The sequence below is a fragment of the Rhodococcus koreensis genome (assembly GCF_017068375.1).
Taxonomy (GTDB): domain Bacteria; phylum Actinomycetota; class Actinomycetes; order Mycobacteriales; family Mycobacteriaceae; genus Rhodococcus_F; species Rhodococcus_F koreensis.
In genome coordinates, this window is record NZ_CP070609.1 from 7715100 (window position 1) to 7732351 (window position 17252).

15 protein-coding genes and 1 pseudogene are annotated in these 17252 nt (G+C 67.2%); 10 read left to right on the forward strand and 6 right to left on the reverse strand.

The features are described 5' to 3' along the window. Window positions 1–19 precede the first annotated feature (19 nt). Window positions 20–619 (reverse strand): TetR/AcrR family transcriptional regulator, encoded by a 600-nt coding sequence (locus JWS14_RS34925; RefSeq protein WP_095860810.1) that lies wholly within the window; start codon window positions 617–619, stop codon window positions 20–22. Between the two features lie 101 nt (window positions 620–720). On the opposite strand from JWS14_RS34925, the gene JWS14_RS34930 reads away from it, so the two are divergent. Beyond that, complete coding sequence (locus JWS14_RS34930; RefSeq protein ID WP_072937710.1) at window positions 721–1284, forward strand: NAD(P)H-dependent oxidoreductase; 564 nt, start codon at window positions 721–723, stop codon at window positions 1282–1284. A gap of 27 nt (window positions 1285–1311) precedes the next feature. Here JWS14_RS34930 and JWS14_RS34935 read toward each other — a convergent pair whose 3' ends face one another. Then, the gene (locus tag JWS14_RS34935; protein ID WP_206015261.1) at window positions 1312–2145 is read right to left on the reverse strand and encodes a siderophore-interacting protein; all 834 of its coding nucleotides are present in this window, start codon (window positions 2143–2145) and stop codon (window positions 1312–1314) included. 571 nt (window positions 2146–2716) lie between these two features. On the opposite strand from JWS14_RS34935, the gene JWS14_RS34940 reads away from it, so the two are divergent. The 4 genes from JWS14_RS34940 (at window position 2717) to nrdF (ending at window position 6699) form a co-directional block, all read left to right on the forward strand. Next, window positions 2717–2950, forward strand: coding sequence for a redoxin NrdH (locus JWS14_RS34940; RefSeq protein ID WP_005240286.1), 234 nt, complete (start codon window positions 2717–2719; stop codon window positions 2948–2950). A gap of 88 nt (window positions 2951–3038) precedes the next feature. Continuing rightward, on the forward strand, window positions 3039–3515 hold the full coding sequence (gene nrdI, locus JWS14_RS34945; RefSeq protein WP_072937712.1) for a class Ib ribonucleoside-diphosphate reductase assembly flavoprotein NrdI: 477 nt from the start codon (window positions 3039–3041) through the stop codon (window positions 3513–3515). Next, a complete protein-coding gene (gene nrdE / locus JWS14_RS34950) occupies window positions 3473–5656 on the forward strand; it encodes a class 1b ribonucleoside-diphosphate reductase subunit alpha (RefSeq protein WP_387486564.1) in 2184 nt (727 codons plus the stop codon). The genes nrdI and nrdE overlap by 43 nt, the downstream gene beginning before the upstream one ends. 77 nt (window positions 5657–5733) lie before the next feature. Then, a complete protein-coding gene (nrdF, locus tag JWS14_RS34955) occupies window positions 5734–6699 on the forward strand; it encodes a class 1b ribonucleoside-diphosphate reductase subunit beta (RefSeq protein WP_015890191.1) in 966 nt (321 codons plus the stop codon). A gap of 74 nt (window positions 6700–6773) precedes the next feature. Here the strand turns inward: nrdF and JWS14_RS34960 are convergent, their stop codons facing one another. Genes JWS14_RS34960 through JWS14_RS34970 form a run of 3 tightly spaced genes read right to left on the reverse strand, consistent with a single transcriptional unit; the run spans window position 6774 to window position 9363 of the window. Continuing rightward, window positions 6774–7247, reverse strand: coding sequence for an NUDIX hydrolase (locus JWS14_RS34960; protein WP_095860808.1), 474 nt, complete (start codon window positions 7245–7247; stop codon window positions 6774–6776). A gap of 8 nt (window positions 7248–7255) precedes the next feature. After that, on the reverse strand, window positions 7256–8323 hold the full coding sequence (locus tag JWS14_RS34965) for an iron-siderophore ABC transporter substrate-binding protein (RefSeq protein WP_095860807.1): 1068 nt from the start codon (window positions 8321–8323) through the stop codon (window positions 7256–7258). A gap of 35 nt (window positions 8324–8358) precedes the next feature. Further along, entirely contained in the window at window positions 8359–9363 is a 1005-nt protein-coding gene (locus tag JWS14_RS34970; protein ID WP_206015262.1) for an ABC transporter substrate-binding protein, read from the reverse strand. A 312-nt stretch (window positions 9364–9675) separates the two neighbouring features. Here JWS14_RS34970 and ctaD point away from each other — a divergent pair, with 312 nt between their 5' ends. The 4 genes from ctaD (at window position 9676) to yczE (ending at window position 14351) form a co-directional block, all read left to right on the forward strand. Continuing rightward, window positions 9676–11466 (forward strand): aa3-type cytochrome oxidase subunit I, encoded by a 1791-nt coding sequence (gene ctaD, locus JWS14_RS34975; RefSeq protein WP_083395559.1) that lies wholly within the window; start codon window positions 9676–9678, stop codon window positions 11464–11466. A gap of 104 nt (window positions 11467–11570) precedes the next feature. Continuing rightward, a complete protein-coding gene (gene serB, locus JWS14_RS34980; protein ID WP_015890195.1) occupies window positions 11571–12791 on the forward strand; it encodes a phosphoserine phosphatase SerB in 1221 nt (406 codons plus the stop codon). After that, window positions 12788–13567: an aminoacyl-tRNA hydrolase gene (locus tag JWS14_RS34985; RefSeq protein WP_206015263.1), complete on the forward strand. Its 780-nt coding sequence runs from the start codon at window positions 12788–12790 to the stop codon at window positions 13565–13567. The genes serB and JWS14_RS34985 overlap by 4 nt, the downstream gene beginning before the upstream one ends. A gap of 82 nt (window positions 13568–13649) precedes the next feature. Continuing rightward, window positions 13650–14351 (forward strand): membrane protein YczE, encoded by a 702-nt coding sequence (gene yczE / locus JWS14_RS34990; RefSeq protein WP_241031548.1) that lies wholly within the window; start codon window positions 13650–13652, stop codon window positions 14349–14351. A gap of 62 nt (window positions 14352–14413) precedes the next feature. Here yczE and glgX read toward each other — a convergent pair. Continuing rightward, a pseudogene (gene glgX / locus JWS14_RS34995) lies at window positions 14414–16333 on the reverse strand (glycogen debranching protein GlgX); the annotation flags it as partial. Window positions 16334–16416: 83 nt separating this feature from the next. On the opposite strand from glgX, the gene JWS14_RS35000 reads away from it, so the two are divergent. Beyond that, window positions 16417–17241, forward strand: coding sequence for an ABC transporter ATP-binding protein (locus tag JWS14_RS35000; RefSeq protein ID WP_072937719.1), 825 nt, complete (start codon window positions 16417–16419; stop codon window positions 17239–17241). The last annotated feature ends 11 nt before the right edge of the window (window positions 17242–17252 follow it).

Here is a 17252-nt window from a genome sequence, read left to right on the forward strand (position 1 = left end):
AAAATGTCCGGATCCGGGATCAACATCGGGTGACGCGCCGGATCAGGTCCTCCCAGGCGTCGCCGAGCCGTTCGACGGACATCCCGAGGTCGCGCAGTTCGTGCAGTACGAGTGTGGCCTCCAGGGGGGCGAGCAGCGAACAGGCGAGCAGTTCGTGATCGCCTTGCACGCCGGCCGCGCGGAGGAGGGAGACGACATGGCGCACGGACACCGCCCGCGCGGGAGCGGCGAAACGGAACTCGAGAGAGTTCTCGGCCGCGCGCTGGACCTCGCCCTGCACTTCGACGATCGCGATGCGGGCGTGCCCGAAGGCGATCAGCCGGTCGATCGGGTCGGCGCCAGGCCCGAGGGGCGGCGGACCGAACATGAAGGACTGCTGGAGTTCTCGTTCGGTGTGGTCGAGGAGTGCGTGCATGAGTCCCGACCGGCTGCCGAACCGGCGGAACACTGTGCCCTTGCCCACACCGGCCTTGCAGGCGACGGCGTCCATCGTGACGGCGTCGACACCACGCTGGGCGACCAGCAGCGCGGCCGCATCGAGCAGAAGACGCCGGTTACGTGCGGCGTCTCCGCGTTCCGGGGGATCGACCCCGATCTGGGGCAGGAGGGGGCTGGTCACACTCCGCATCCTACCGCGACGGGAACATAAGTGGACCGCGGTCCGTTTAGTTGCTATACATGTTCACGAGTCGCCCTACGCACCATCGAAGGATTATTGACATGTCACAGACCAACGTTCTCGTTCTCGTCGGCAGCCTCCGCGCCGCCTCGGTCAACCGTCAGCTCGCCGAGACCGCGGTCGCCGTGGCACCCGAGGGTGCCGAGGTGATCGTGTTCGACGGACTCGGTGAGGTCCCCTTCTACAACGAGGACATCGACGTCGCCGGTTCCATCCCCGCCGTCGAGGCGCTGCGCGACGCCGCAGGCCGCGCCGACGCCCTCCTGCTGCTCACGCCCGAGTACAACGGCACCATCCCGGCCGTCCTCAAGAACGCCATCGACTGGATCTCCCGGCCGTACGGCACCGGCGCCGTCAAGGACAAGCCCGTCGCCGTCATCAGCGCCTCGCCCAGCGGCAACGGCGCGCAGTGGGCGCACGAGGACACCCGCAAGGCCGTCCGCATCGCAGGCGGCAAGGTCCTCGAAGACGTCACCCTCGCCATCGGCGGCACCATCGACAAGTTCGGTGACCGGCACCCGCGCGAGAACGCCGAGGTCGCGCAGCAGGTCGCGGGCGTCGTCGCCAGCCTGGTCGACGCCACGAAGGAACTCGTCGACGCCTGACGATCCGTACGCGGAACGCCGTCGTCGTTACAGCCCGGTCCGATCCAGGGCTGCGTCGACGGCGTCCCGCACCGCGTCGAAGTCTTCACCGGCCGCCAGGGCATAGTCCCTGGCGGCTTCTATCTGTTCGCGCACCGTCTCGTACCGCGCGACCCACTCCTCTTTGTTGTCGCGCCAATAGCCGATGACGTCGTAGCGGTCCGCGGGCCAGCCCAGGTCGCGGCGCAACCAGCGTCGCACCATCCGCGACACCTTCGCCTCACCCGCGAACCACACGTATCCCGGCGAATCCGGGAACGGCCGGTCGCGGGCCGCCTCGGCCAGCAGGCTGTCCCCGGCGCCGTTGCCGCTTCCGTCCAGCCACGTCACGGTCAGCGCCGCATCGGTCGCGAACTGCTGCCGGTCCGCCGGGGTAGTGACCTCCGCGATCACGTGCACCCGCGCCGAACCTGGTAGTTCCTCCAGGATCCGTCCGACGGCGGGCAGTGCCGTCATGTCGGCGACGAGAAGCTGCCATTCGGCGTCGGCGGGCGGCGCGTACCACCCCGAGGCGGTGGAGAACCCGAGCATCTCGCCCGGACGCGCGCTCGCGGCCCAGTGCGCCGCGGCCCCGCCCGCGTGGACGGCGAAGTCGATGTCCATCTCCCGGGCGTCCGGGTCCCAGCGGCGGACGGTGTAACTGCGCTTCTCCGCGCCGTCCGGCGGGAACGCGAGGAGCAGGCGCTCGTCGGGCGTCCCGCTGGATTCGAATCGACCCAGATCGCCGCCCGCGAGGGTGATCCGCTGCATGTTCGGGGTCACCCGCCTCGTGCGCGCTACGGGCGCCGACCAGACGAGGTCGTCCAGGGGGTCGTCGGACATTCGCTCACGGTACCGGGAGGGGGAGTCGGGGCCTGCAGTTACCGGCCGGCAAGCGTGGGAGCGGTGGCCGGGTACGACGCCCGGTGCGCCCGGCCGCGGCAGGAGGGAGAGGGGGTGTGGGGTGCGGCGGGGCCGGGTCCCGGAAGGACCGGCGTCGTTCGGCGGAAGTGGTGTCCGGCCGGTCCGGACGGCGCTGTGCGGGAGCCCGCGCCGCCGATGCGGGCGTGTCCTCGGAGGTGACGTAAGCTCCCGAAGCCTCCAGTGCACGAGCGCGATGCGAGGGGTGTTCCGCGTCACGCGGAAAATGTGATGTGCGACACGCCGGAGCGAGCACGAAATTTATGGTCCGAGGGATGACGACCAGGGAATTTCATCAATGTGACTCACAACATCTCGGGTTAAGTGTTTCTGTCGGCCACTAGGTGTAGTGTCTTGAGCACTGAGAGACCACAACGAGAACCGACTCGGTGAGCATCTCCATCGGGGGTCACCGCCATCTCGATCCGGGGAAGTCTCAGTGCGCTGAACACACACTTCGTCAGCTCCATTCGGCAGTGGAAAGAGGGACTTCATGAGCATCACCGTCTACACCAAGCCCGCTTGCGTTCAGTGCAATGCCACCTACCGGGCCCTCGACAAGGCGGGTATCGAATACTCCGTCGTCGACATCACCGAAGACCCCGAAGCCCGGGACTACGTCATGGCACTGGGATACCTGCAGGCGCCTGTGATCGTGGCCGGTGACGAGCACTGGTCGGGCTTCCGCCCCGACCGCATCAAGACCCTCTCGGCAAACGCTGCTTGAAGCGAAGCGATCGCACCGCCCGAGGCGGAGAACGAACCGATTCCCGGGCGGCAGTAAACGGTAGTACTAGTCCAGATGGTGGAAACCGATGACATCGCTGGTGTACTTCTCCAGCGCCTCGGAGAACACGCACCGATTCGTCCAGCGGCTCGGGCTGCCTGCGACGCGCATACCCATTCATGACCGCGAGGGCACCTTCGAGGTGCACGAACCCTACGTGCTGATCCTCCCGACCTACGGCGGGGGGACGACGGCCATGGGCCGCGACACCAGCTACGTCCCGAAGCCGGTCATCCGATTTCTCAACAACACACACAACAGGTCGCTGATCCGAGCAGTGATCGCGGCGGGAAACACCAATTTCGGTGAATCCTATTGCTTTGCAGGAAACATCATTTCTCAGAAATGCCACGTTCCCTACCTCTACCGCTTCGAACTCATGGGCACAGCCGAGGACGTCGAGCGGGTCAGGGCCGGTCTGGGTGAATTCTGGGATCACTTAGACGACGAGGAGCACGAGAAGTGGCGCCGACCATCACAGACACCATCGACGCGGGGAGCGTAGAGCGCGACGCGCGCGGTGGAGACTCGACGAACGGTCTCGATTACCACGCACTCAACGCGATGCTCAACCTGTACGGGCCCAACGGCGAGATCCAGTTCGACAAGGACGTCGCGGCGGCCCGGCAGTACTTCCTGCAGCACGTCAACCAGAACACCGTCTTCTTCCACAACCTCGACGAGAAGCTCGACTACCTCGTGGAGGAGAACTACTACGAGCCCGAGGTCCTCGACCAGTACTCGCGCGCGTTCGTGAAGTCGCTGATCGAGCACGCCTACTCGAAGAAGTTCCGCTTCCCGACGTTCCTGGGCGCGTTCAAGTACTACACCTCGTACACGCTGAAGACGTTCGACGGCAAGCGGTACCTCGAGCGATTCGAGGACCGTGTCTGCATGGTCGCCCTGACGCTGGCCGCCGGCGACGAGGATCTGGCCACCAAGCTGGTCGACGAGATCATCGCCGGCCGCTTTCAGCCCGCCACCCCCACGTTCCTCAACTCGGGCAAGAAGCAGCGCGGCGAACCCGTGTCCTGCTTCCTGCTCCGCATCGAGGACAACATGGAGTCGATCGGCCGCTCCATCAACTCCGCCCTGCAGCTGTCCAAGCGCGGCGGCGGAGTCGCGTTGCTGCTCAGCAATGTTCGCGAGCACGGCGCCCCGATCAAGAAGATCGAGAACCAGAGCTCGGGCGTCATTCCGATCATGAAGCTGCTCGAGGACTCCTTCTCGTACGCCAACCAGCTCGGCGCGCGTCAGGGCGCCGGCGCGGTGTACCTGCACGCCCACCACCCGGACATCTATCGCTTCCTCGACACCAAGCGGGAGAACGCGGACGAGAAGATCCGCATCAAGACCCTCTCGCTCGGTGTGGTCATCCCGGACATCACCTTCGAGCTGGCGAAGAAGAACGAGGACATGTACCTCTTCTCGCCGTACGACGTCGAGCGCATCTACGGAGTGCCCTTCGCGGACATCAACGTCACCGAGAAGTACTACGAGATGGTCGACGACAAGCGGATCCGCAAGTCGAAGATCAAGGCGCGTGAGTTCTTCCAGACCGTGGCCGAGCTGCAGTTCGAGTCCGGGTACCCGTACATCATGTACGAGGATACCGTGAACCGTGCCAACCCGATCGCGGGCAAGGTCACCCACTCCAACCTGTGCTCGGAGATCCTCCAGGTCTCCACGCCGTCGGAGTTCAACGACGACCTGTCCTACAGTCATATCGGCAAGGACATCTCCTGCAACCTGGGTTCGCTCAACATCGCCAAGACGATGGACTCGCCGGACTTCGCGCAGACCATCGAGACCTCGATCCGCGCGTTGACCGCCGTCGCCGATCAGACTTCCATCGACTCGGTCCCGTCGATCAAGAAGGCGAACGACGAGGGACACGCCATCGGTCTCGGGCAGATGAACCTGCACGGATACCTGGCACGCGAGCGGATCTACTACGGCTCCGACGAGGGCATCGATTTCACGAACATCTACTTCTACACCGTGGTGTTCCACGCGATCCGGGCGTCCAACGAGATCGCCAAGGAGCGCGGCACGTACTTCGCCGGCTTCCCGGAGTCCAAGTACGCCTCGGGTGAGTTCTTCGACAAGTACACCGACCGGGCCTGGGAGCCGCAGACCGAGCGGGTGCGGCAGCTGTTCGCCGATGCGGGCCTGCACATCCCGACCCAGAACGACTGGCGTGAGCTGAAGGCTTCCGTGCAGCAGCACGGCATCTACAACCAGAACCTGCAGGCGGTGCCGCCGACCGGATCGATCTCCTACATCAACAACTCCACCAGCTCCATCCACCCGGTGGCGTCGAAGATCGAGATCCGCAAGGAAGGCAAGATCGGCCGCGTCTACTACCCGGCGCCCTACCTGACCAACGACAACCTGGAGTACTACCAGGATGCCTACGAGATCGGGTACGAGAAGATCATCGACACCTACGCCGCCGCGACGCAGCACGTCGACCAGGGGCTGTCGCTGACGCTGTTCTTCAAGGACACCGCCACCACCCGCGACATCAACAAGGCGCAGATCTACGCGTGGCGCAAGGGCATCAAGACGCTGTACTACATCCGGCTGCGTCAGCTCGCGTTGGAGGGGACTGAGGTCGAAGGTTGCGTTTCCTGCATGCTGTAGGCGGCTCCGCCGCCCGTGAGTACTTGTTAACCGCCGGCGGTTAACAAGTACTCACAGCCGAACGAAGTGAGGAATCAATGGTCAAGCTGGTGAGTCGCGTATCCGCGATCAACTGGAACCGCGTCCAGGACGAGAAGGACGCCGAGGTGTGGGACCGTCTCGTCGGCAACTTCTGGCTGCCCGAAAAGGTGCCGGTGTCCAACGACATCCCGTCGTGGGGCACGCTCACGGCGCAGGAGAAGCAGCTCACGATGCGGGTGTTCACGGGGCTGACGCTCCTCGACACCATTCAGGGCACCGTGGGAGCCGTCAGCCTCATCCCCGACGCCATCACGCCGCACGAAGAGGCGGTGTACACCAACATCGCGTTCATGGAGTCGGTGCACGCGAAGAGCTACAGCTCGATCTTCTCGACGCTGTGCTCCACCCGCGACATCGACGACGCCTTCCGCTGGTCCGAGGAGAACCCGAACCTGCAGCGCAAGGCCGAGATCGTCATGGACTACTACCAGGGCGACGAACCGCTCAAGCGCAAGGTGGCGTCCACCCTGCTCGAGAGCTTCCTGTTCTACTCCGGCTTCTACCTGCCGATGTACTGGTCGTCGCGGGCGAAGCTCACCAACACCGCCGACCTCATCCGCCTCATCATCCGTGACGAGGCCGTGCACGGGTACTACATCGGCTACAAGTACCAGAAGGGTCTCGAGCAGCTCACCGAGGCCGAGCGCGACGACCTCAAGAACTACACGTTCGAGTTGCTCTTCGAGCTCTACGACAACGAGGTCGACTACACCCAGGACCTCTACGACGAGGTGGGCCTCACCGAGGACGTCAAGAAGTTCCTGCGGTACAACGCCAACAAGGCGCTGATGAACCTCGGCTACGAGGGTCTGTTCCCGAAGGACGAGACAGACGTCAACCCGGCAATCCTGTCGGCACTCTCGCCCAACGCCGACGAGAACCACGACTTCTTCTCCGGCTCGGGCAGCTCCTACGTCATCGGCAAGGCCGTCAACACCGAAGACGAAGACTGGGATTTCTAGAACGAACTTTCGCGTCGCCCGATGTCACACCGGTTCGGTTCTGCTGCACCGGTGCGGCATCGGGCGAATTGCGTTCAGCGGCGGAACCACGCCTCGGGGACGTCCTGCACTGCCTTGTCGAGGCGCAGCCGCGACGACGGGGTGAGGTCGTCCGGCAGCGAGTCGGGGGAGAACCAGGCCACGTCGTGGTTCTCGTCGTCCGACACGGCGGCCTCGCCGCCGACGTACCGGGCGAGGAAGCACACGTCGAGATACTGCGCGACGTCGCCGTTGGGGTAGGTGACCGGGTCGGTGACGTCGACGCTCGTGATCCGGACCAGTTCGGCGTCCACGCCGGTTTCCTCGCGGATCTCCCGGAGCGCGGCCGGTCCCGGTTCCTCCCCGGGTTCGAGGATGCCGGACACGACCGCCCACTTGCCGTTGTCGACGCGCCGGGTCAGCAGCACCCGTCCGTCGTCGTCGCGCACCACGACGCTCACCCCGGACAGCCACAGCGGTGCGGTGCCGACGTGGCCGCGCAGGGCGGCGACGAACTCGGGCACGGGCATCGAGCCTCCTAGCCGACGTAGCCGTTCAGCGTGTTCCGCAGGTCGGTGAGCATTGCGCGCGCGGCGACGACGCCGTTTCCGCCCCACACGTCACCCTCGACGGCGAAGACCCGTTTGTCGCGGGCGGCCTCGAGGTCTTCCCAGGCCTCCCCGGACATGACGTCCTCCGCGTGCGCGGTGCCGTCCTTGCCGTCCAGGACGGCGTAGATGAGGTCGCCCTCGGCCTGGTCGATGTCGGCTTCGGAGATCGGTTCGGTGACGGCGCCGTCGAGGTTCTGATAGGCGGGCCGCCGCACCCCGGCGTCGGTGAGGACCTGGCCCGCGAACGTGGCCGGGCCCTCGACCTCCATGCTGTCGGCGTCGAAACGCACGACGGACGCCTGTGTCTGCGCGGCATCGATGTCGATGCCGAGTTGCTTCGCGCCCTGCTGGTACTGCTCGAGTGCCGCGGTCGCTGCGTCGGCCCGGCCCATCGCGTTGCCGGCGAGGAGGAACTGCGCTTTCCAGTACACGGGGTCGGAGCCGACGAACACGGTGGGCGCGATGGGGGAGAGCGTGCCGTACAGCTGGTCGGACGCCGGACTCGATCCGAGGATCAGGTCCGGGTCCGCCTGCGCGATCCTGTTCACGTCCGGGGCGTCCACGGATCCGACGCTCGGAATCTCGGAGACGCCGGTGCCGAGGTAGCCGGGCTGCGGCGACTCGCCGTCGAGGGTTGCCGCGCCGACCACGTTCTCCCACAGGCCGAGGGCGCACACCGCGTCCAGCGCGGCGCTGTCGAGGACCACGATCCGCTGCGGATCGGACGGGACGTCGCTCTCGCCCTTCGTGTGGACCACCCGGTGCGTCGAGCCGGCCGCGAGTGCGGCGTCGACCGGGGCCCGCTCGGCGCAGGCCGTCGTGGTGTCCCGCTCGATGCCGACCACGCCGGCTCCGGCGATCTGCGTGGTGGTCCGGACGATGGACGCTGCGGGATCGTCGTCGGACGGTTGAGAGCAGCCGGCCAGCGCGAGCGCGGCGACGGCAGCGACCAGACCGGTGGACGCGCGGCGGGCGGAAAACCTACGAGGGGACAATTCGGCGACTTCCTGTGTGTGCGGGCGCGTTCAGGTTAGCCGCTGTGCTTGTCCACCCCGAACGTGTCCGACAGGTCGTCGAGGATCAGGTGCGCGCCCTGGACGCTGACCGGCGTCATCCAGCGGGCGTCGTCGACGTCGACCTTGCGTCCCTTCAGCGTCTGCCACAGCGGGCTCTCCAGGAACGGCTTCGCCGCTTCGGCGCTCTTGCCTGCCGGGTCCTGCCAGGTGCTGATGAAGATGACGTCGGCCTCCGCCTCACTGATCAGTTCGGGGCTGACGGCCTGCATGATGTTGTCCGGGTCGGCCGGATCGGGGCCCTGGCTCTGCGGACGTGCCAGCCCGGCGTCCGCGAGAACGATCCCGCTGAACGAGCTGGTGCGGTAGAGGCGTGCCGTCGGCTCGCCCGCGAACCGGACGACCGAGATCACCGGATTCGACGCCGTGCCGTTGATCTCCGCGCCGACCGAGGCGGCCCGCTCCTCGTAGGAACCGATCTTCTGCTCCGCGAGTTCTTCCTTGCCGAGCGCCTTTCCGACGAGCCGGATGTTGTCCTTCCACGTGGGCCCGGTCGTCTCGGTGAAGATGGTCGGCGCGATCGCCGACAGTTGCTCGTAGTTCTTTCCGTCGCGCACCTCGGCGGAGATGATCAGGTCGGGTTGCAGCGCGGCGATCTGCTCGAGGCTCGCGCTGCTGACCTTGCCCACCGACTTCGCGTCTGCCGCGTACTCGTCGCGGGTGGTGCCGAGGTAGTCGGGCAGGCCGGGCTCGCGGTAGTCGACGTACCCGACCAGGGGCGCCTCGAGGAGGAGGACGGCGTCGGTGAAGCTGTTGTCGAGTGCCACGATGCGCTGCGGTGCGGCCGGGATCTCGGTGCTGCCGCGGAAGTGGTCGACGGTGCGGGGGAACTGCCCGGGCGACGACGTGGTGCCGGCGGCGGCGGAGTCGTCGCTGCTGGAGCAGGACGTGATCGAGAGGGTGGCTGCCGCGGCCAGCGCGACCGCGCCGGCGACTACCCGGCGGCGGGAGAGAACGTTCACATGGAGCTCCTGATAGAAGTTAGGTGAGCGAAACCTTAACAGCCCGGTTCCGGCGTGCCGGAGCCTCCGCGGGACCGCCTCGACCGTCCCCACGCGACACGCCGGACTGCGTGACAGTGAGCACTCCCCGGTGCTCCCCGGTGGAACAAACCGCAGGTCGCCCGCGCCCCGGTTTGCTCTGAGTCCGGGTAAGTACGACAGTGGGTAGGACCCAGTCGGAGGCCGCAGAGGGCACGGTCTACGATTCGATGAGCGCAAGCCAGAGACCGTTCGCCTCGCAGCCCGGGGTCGGACGCGCATTCAGGAGGATCAGTGACTGCCGTAGCGCCCCAGCCAGTCCCCGCGATAGCTGCAGCCAGGCCTTACCCGCCGCGGCAGGGACCCAAGGGCTCGTTCATCTTCAAAATGATTACGACCACCGACCCCAAGGTGCTCGGAATCATGTACTTGACGACCTCGATCGCGTTCTTCCTCATCGGTGGTCTCATGGCCCTGATGATGCGCGCCGAGCTCGCTGTGCCCGGTATGCAGTTCTTGTCGAACGAGCAGTTCAACCAGCTGTTCACGATGCACGGCACGATCATGCTGCTGCTGTACGCGACGCCGATCGTGTTCGGGTTCGCCAACTACATCCTGCCGCTGCAGATCGGCGCCCCCGACGTGGCGTTCCCGCGACTCAACGCGTTCAGCTACTGGCTGTACGTGTTCGGCGCGATCATCACGACCGCGGGCTTCATCACCCCCGGTGGTGCCGCCGACTTCGGCTGGACCGCCTACACGCCCCTGACGAGTGCGCTGCACTCCCCGGGCGTCGGCGCCGACCTCTGGGTCATGGGCCTCGCGGTCGCCGGCCTCGGCACCATCCTCGGTGGTGTCAACATGATCACCACCGTCATCTGCCTGCGTGCCCCCGGCATGACGATGTTCCGGATGCCGATCTTCACGTGGAACATCTTCATCACCAGCATTCTGATTCTGCTGGCGTTCCCGCTGCTGACCGCCGCGTTCATGGGTCTGTTCGTCGACCGTCACCTCGGTGGCCACATCTTCGACCCGGCCACGGGTGGTGTGCTGCTGTGGCAGCACCTGTTCTGGTTCTTCGGTCACCCCGAGGTGTACATCATCGCGCTGCCGTTCTTCGGAATCGTCTCGGAGATCTTCCCCGTCTTCAGCCGTAAGCCCGTGTTCGGTTACAGCGGCCTGGTCTACGCGACGCTGGCGATCGCCGCGCTCTCCATCGCGGTGTGGGCTCACCACATGTACGCCACCGGCGCCGTGCTGCTCCCGTACTTTTCGTTCATGACGTTCCTGATCGCCGTCCCGACGGGTGTGAAGATCTTCAACTGGATCGGCACCATGTGGAAGGGCCAGTTGACGTTCGAGTCGCCGATGCTGTTCTCGATCGGCTTCCTCATCACGTTCCTCTTCGGTGGTCTGTCGGGCGTCATCCTCGCGAGCCCGCCGCTGGACTTCCACGTCACGGACACCTACTTCGTGGTCGCCCACTTCCACTACGTGGTCTTCGGCACCGTCGTGTTCGCCACCTACGCGGGCATCTACTTCTGGTTCCCGAAGATGACCGGTCGCATGATGGACGAGCGTCTCGGCAAGTGGCACTTCTGGACCACGTTCATCGGCTTCCACGGCACGTTCCTCGTCCAGCACTGGCTGGGTAACGAAGGCATGCCCCGTCGCTACGCCGACTACCTGCCCTCGGACGGCTTCACGTTCCTCAACTCGTTCTCGACGATCTTCGCGTTCGTCCTCGGTGCCTCGACGCTGCCGTTCATCTGGAACGTCTTCAAGAGCTACCGATACGGCGAGGTCGTCACTGTCGACGACCCGTGGGGTTACGGCAACTCCCTCGAGTGGGCCACCAGCTGCCCGCCGCCGCGGCACAACTTCACCGAGCTGCCGCGCATCCGCTCCGAGCGCCCCGCGTTCGAGCTGCACTACCCGCACATGGTCGAGCGGATGAAGGCCGAGGCGCACGTCGGACCGGGCCACGGTGGCAAGCACGCCAGCACCGTGCTCGAGAAGGAACGCCACGAGCCGCTGACCATCGGCGACGAAGGCGACCCCGGCACCGACACCGGCCGCTGACACATCAGTTTGAGAAAGGCCCCGCCCCAGCAACGGGCGGGGCCTTTGACTTGGCACAATGGGTGCCGGACAAGCCGCGCGAGCAACATGATCGGAGTACATCGGTGGGTGCAGCTGACACCACTGTCCTGGTGACCGTGACGGGCCCCGACCGACCCGGCGTCACCTCGGTGCTCTTCGGGTCGCTCTCCCGCCACGACGTGAGCCTTCTCGACGTGGAGCAGGTGGTGATTCGTGGGCGACTGACCCTCGGCGTCCTCGTGGCGTGCCCCGAGAACGGCGAGGCGCTGCAGGAGGAACTCGAGGAGGCGATGGCCACCGTCGGGATGTCGGTCGACGTCGAGATCGGCGCGGATCCCGGCAGGCAGTCGCTGTCCACGCACGCCGTGGTCGTCCTCGGCAGCCCCGTGTCGGCTCGCGCGCTGCGTTCGGTGGCCCGGGAGATGGCGACCCTCGGGGTCAACATCGACTCGATCCGCGGAGTCGCCGACTACCCGGTGACGGGCCTCGAACTCCTCGTGAGCGCTCCCGGCACGGCGGAGGCGGACAAGAGCCTGCGCACCGTGCTGGCCGAGGTGGCCGTGCGGGAGAACGTCGACATCGCGGTCGAACGCGGGGGCCTGGCCCGTCGCGCCAAGCGGCTCATCGTGTTCGACGTCGACTCGACGCTCGTCCAGGGTGAGGTCATCGAGATGCTCGCCGCCCGCGCCGGTGTCGAGGACGAGGTGCGCGCCGTCACCGAGTCGGCGATGCGCGGGGAGATCGACTTCACCGAATCCCTGCACCAGCGGGTCGCGACCCTCGCCGGCCTCGACGCGTCGGTGATCGACGACGTCGCGGACGGTCTCGAGCTGACACCGGGCGCCCGCACCACCATCCGGACGCTCCGCAGGCTCGGCTTCCACTGCGGTGTGGTGTCCGGCGGTTTCCGGCAGGTCATCGAGGGCCTGGCCCACGAACTGGAACTCGACTTCGTGCAGGCCAACACGCTCGAGATCGTAGACGGCAAGCTCACCGGCCGGGTGATCGGCGACATCGTCGACCGGGCGGCGAAGGCGACCGCGCTGCGCAAGTTCGCCGGTCAGGTCGGCGTCCCGATGGAGCAGACGGTGGCGGTCGGCGACGGCGCCAACGACATCGACATGCTCAACGCGGCCGGCCTGGGAATCGCGTTCAACGCCAAGCCCGCGCTGCGGGAGGTCGCGGACACCGCCCTGTCGCACCCCTTCCTCGACGCCGTGCTGTTCATCCTCGGGGTCACCCGCGACGAGGTCGAGGCCGCCGACGCGGTGGACGGCGTGGTGCGACGCGTCCCGCTGCCGTGACGGAATCGTGCCGCGCCGCGGTCACCGGGGAGGCCGGTGCCGATTCCGGGTGGGCGGCGCGTCACGCCGTCCTCGCGGCCGGATACGGCGGCCGGCCGGATCCGGACGACCCGGCGCAGGTCCTCGCCATGCCGATCGTGCTGCACATCCCGAAGGCCGACCCTCCGCCGCGCAGTGCGCTGCTGGAGGCAGCCGCGACTGCGACGGTGGCGTTGTGCCTCGACCCGCGAGTCGGCGCCGACGAGACGGGCGCGCCCGGACCGTGGCAGGCGGACTACCTCGCTTGGGTGGGGTCCCGGATCCGCAAGGTGTCGCGGAGGGCCCGGGGAGCCGGCTGGCGGGCGGCACAGGAGGTCGACGGGATCACCGTCGATGTCGACGGTGCACAGGCCCGCGCCCTCGTGCCCGTTGCCGTGGGCGCGCTCGATCCGCGCATCAGAAAGCTGCAGATCGGCGGCACCGACCTCGACCACGACGACCCCGGGGAGATTCCCGACGGCGTTCCGGTGCTGTGGATCAACTCCGTCCTGGACATGACGGTCGGAAAGGCCGCCGCGCAGGTCGGTCACGCCTCGATGCTGCTCGCCGGCGCGATGACCACCGAACAGGCCCGCGCCTGGGCGGCCACCGGCTACCGCTGCGCCGTGCGTGACGCCGACGTCGGATTGTGGGAGACGCTGACCATCGAGGTGGTGCGGGGCAGGGCGATCGCGGTGCGCGACGCCGGCTTCACCGAGGTGGCACCCGGATCCATGACCGTGATCGCCTGCCCCTGAGAGCAGCGGCCGACGCGTCGACAGTCCAGTAACGCCGTCCTGGCTATGGGGTACCGCCCTGGTTCACGACAGACTGGTGGTCATGCTCGCTCGACGCCTGATCGCACTGTTCGCCGGACTGTGGCTGTACGGCTTCTCGATGGCCATGATGATCACCGCCGGCCTCGGCCTCGATCCGTGGGACGTGTTCCATCAGGGCGTTGCCGGTCGCACACCCCTCAGTTTCGGTGCCGTGACCGCGTTGACCGGCGTTCTGGTGCTCGCACTCTGGGTCCCGATCCGCCAGAAACCGGGATTCGGCACGGTCGCCAACGTGGTGGTCATCGCGGTGTCGGTGGACACGTCGCTGGCATGGCTCGAACCCGCCGACTCCCTCGCCGTGCGGATCGCGGTGATGCTCGGTGGTGTCGTCCTCAACGCGCTCGCCACCGTGCTGTACATCGGTGCGGGAATGGGCCCGGGCCCGCGGGACGGCCTCATGACCGGCCTGGTTGCGCGGACCGGGCTGTCGGTGCGGGTGATCCGCACGTCGATCGAGGTGACCGTGCTGGCCACCGGCTGGGTGCTCGGCGGCACCGTCGGGGTGGGCACCGTCGTCTACGCGCTGGGCATCGGCCCGCTCATCCAGTTGATGATGCGTTTCGGCGGCATCTACCCGACCGCGCGGAAGACGAGCAGTGCGGGACCGGACACCGCGACCGTGGAGTCGCCGGAGATCGGGCCGCCCGGTGCCGGTGCTCCGTCCGGTGAGGCCGAGTCGAACTCGGCGAGCACCGTCCCGTAGAACCATTCGGGACACCCCAGGGTGATCGCGGCAGGCCCGCCCGAGTGGAAGACGAGAAGCCAGCTGTCGTCGGTGAGCTGGTGCCCGTCCTCGGTGTGGGAGCGGATGTCGGAACCGTCGATCCACGCCTGCAGGGTGCGCCGGGAGTCGTCGTGCCACGCCGAATCGTCCATCTCGGCGCCGTCCGCGCCGAACCACACGAGGTCGGGATGGCCGGTGGGTGTGCGCCTGCCCTCGAAGAATTCCGGCTGACGCAAGGCGGGGGAGGCGCGCCGGAGGTTGAGGGCCCGGGTGACGAACGCGACAAGGGCCGGGTCCCCGGCGCTCCAGTCGAGCGGCCAGGAATCTTCAGGCGAGGTGCCTTCGGGGACGCAGTACGCGTTGTTGTTGCCGCCCAGGGTGTGACCGAATTCGTCGCCCGCGGTGAACATCGGTGTGCCGGTGGACAGGGCGAGGGTGGCCAGCAGCGCGCGGACGTGCCGGGACCGCGCCCCGGTGACCGCCGGGTCGTCGGTGGGGCCTTCGACGCCGTGGTCGACGGAGTCGTTGTGATCGGCGCCGTCCCGGTTGTCCTCGCCGTTGGCTTCGTTGCGTTTGCGGGTGTACGACACGAGGTCGGCGGCGGTGAACCCGTCGTGGGCAGTGACGAAATTGACGGTGGCCCAGGGGCGCCGGGTGCCGAAGACGTCCTCCGAGCCCGCCACCCGGGAGGCGAGTTCGCGCACCCCGGTGCCGCCGTTCCAGAACCGTCGAACGGTATTGCGGTACTTGTCGTTCCACTCGGACCACTGAGAGCCGAATTGCCCGACCCGGTATCCATCGGGCGTGGCGTCCCACGGTTCGGCGATCAGTTTGCAGCGCGTGAGAACGGGATCCGCGGTGATCGCGGAGAAGATCGAAGCGCGCGAATCGAATCGGCCGCCGCCGGGCCGGCCGAGCGCGGACGCGAGGTCGAACCGGAAGCCGTCGACCCCCATCTCGTGCGCCCAGTAACGCAGGCTGTCGCCGATCATCCGGACGACGACGGGCGACTGCGCGTCGACCGTGTTCCCGCAACCGGTGAGATCGATGTCGCGCCCCTCGGTATCGAGAAGGTAGTAGCCGGGGGCGTCGAGGCCGCGCCAGCTGAGGCTGATGCCGTCGACGCTCTGCTCGCAGGTGTGGTTGTAGACCACGTCCAGGACGACCTCGATCCCCGCGGCGTGCAGCGCGTCGACCATCGTGTGGAACTCGGTGATCTCCTCGCCGGGCACGACCGCGTACCCCGGGTGGGGGGCGAAGAACGCTGCGGTGGAGTATCCCCAGTGGTTGCGCATGCCCCGCGAGCGCACGGTGGCCTCGGAGACGTACGCCTGCACCGGGAGCAGTTCGACCGCGGTCACCCCGAGGCGCACGAGATGACCGACGACGGCCGGTTCGGCGAGACCCAGATACGTTCCGCGGTACCGCGGCGGCACGTCGGGGTGCCGCGCCGTGAACGACCCCACGTGGAGTTCGTAGACAACGGTTTCCTCCCACGGCCTTTCGATCCGCGGTCCGCTCGTGCGGGCGTGATCGGCCGTCACCACCGACAGTGGTGTGTGGCCGAGGCTGTCGATGAGCGACGGGCCGCCGAACGGGTCGCCGTCGTGGGAGAGCAGCGCCTCGTGGTCGCCGAGTTCGCCGGTGATGCGTGTGGCCCACGGATCCAGAAGTAGTTTGGCGGGGTTGAGGCGCACGCCGCACGCGGGATCCCAGCGACCGTGCGCGCGGTAGCCGTAGCGCTGCCCCGCGCCGACACCCTCGACGATGCCGTGCCAGATGCCGTACGTCCGCTGGACCAGGTCGATCCGGGTCTCGTCGCCCTCCTCCGAAATCAGGCACACCTGTACCAGTTCGGCGTCGGGGGCGTGAACCGCGAACTGCGTTCCGGTGCCACGCACTTTCGCTCCCAGGGGAAACGGCGACCCGGGCAGCCGCAGACTCGGCGGGAGAGACGACATCTCGCCGGGGTACGGATCGATGTGAGGCGACACGCAACTGATCCTGCCGTGAATGCCCGGAAGATGTGCGGGAAGATGGGTCCGTGCATGAACCTGATCCTGATCTCCTCATCGAATTCGACGACGTTCTCCTCCGCCGCGGGGGCAACACTCTGGTGGGCCCGGTCACCTGGAAGGTGGAACTCGACGAACGATGGGTCGTCCTCGGGCCGAACGGGGCAGGGAAGACGTCGTTGCTCCGCATCGCGGCCGCCGAACTGCATCCCACGAGCGGAAGCGCCTACCTCCTCGGTGAGCGGCTCGGCCGCGTCGACATCAACGAACTCCGGCCGCGGATCGGACTGTCCTCCTCGGCGCTCGCCAACCGGGTGCCGTCCGAGGAGGTCGTGAGCGATCTCGTCGTCTCCGCCGGCTACGCGGTGCTCGGGCGGTGGCGTGAGCGTTATGACGACATGGATACCGATCGTGCCGTAGAGATGCTCGAGAGCCTCGGCGCCGAACACCTCGCCAAGCGCACCTACGGCACGCTGTCCGAGGGCGAGCGCAAGCGCGTCCTCATCGCCCGTGCGCTGATGACCGACCCGGAACTGCTGCTGCTCGACGAGCCCGCCGCCGGTCTCGACCTCGGTGGGCGCGAGGAACTGGTCGCGCGCCTCACCGACCTCGCCGCCGACCCCGACGCCCCCGCGACGGTCCTCATCACCCACCACGTCGAGGAGATCCCGCCGGGATTCACCCACGCCATGCTCCTCAAGGAGGGGGCGGTGGTCTCGCAGGGGCTCTTGGACCAGGTCATCACGGCCGAGAACCTCAGCGAGGCGTTCAGCCAGTCCATCAGCCTGGACAAGGTGGACGGCCGGTTCTTCGCGCGGCGGACCCGCGTCCCCGGCGCGCATCGGAGAGGCTGAGGACCGGGGAC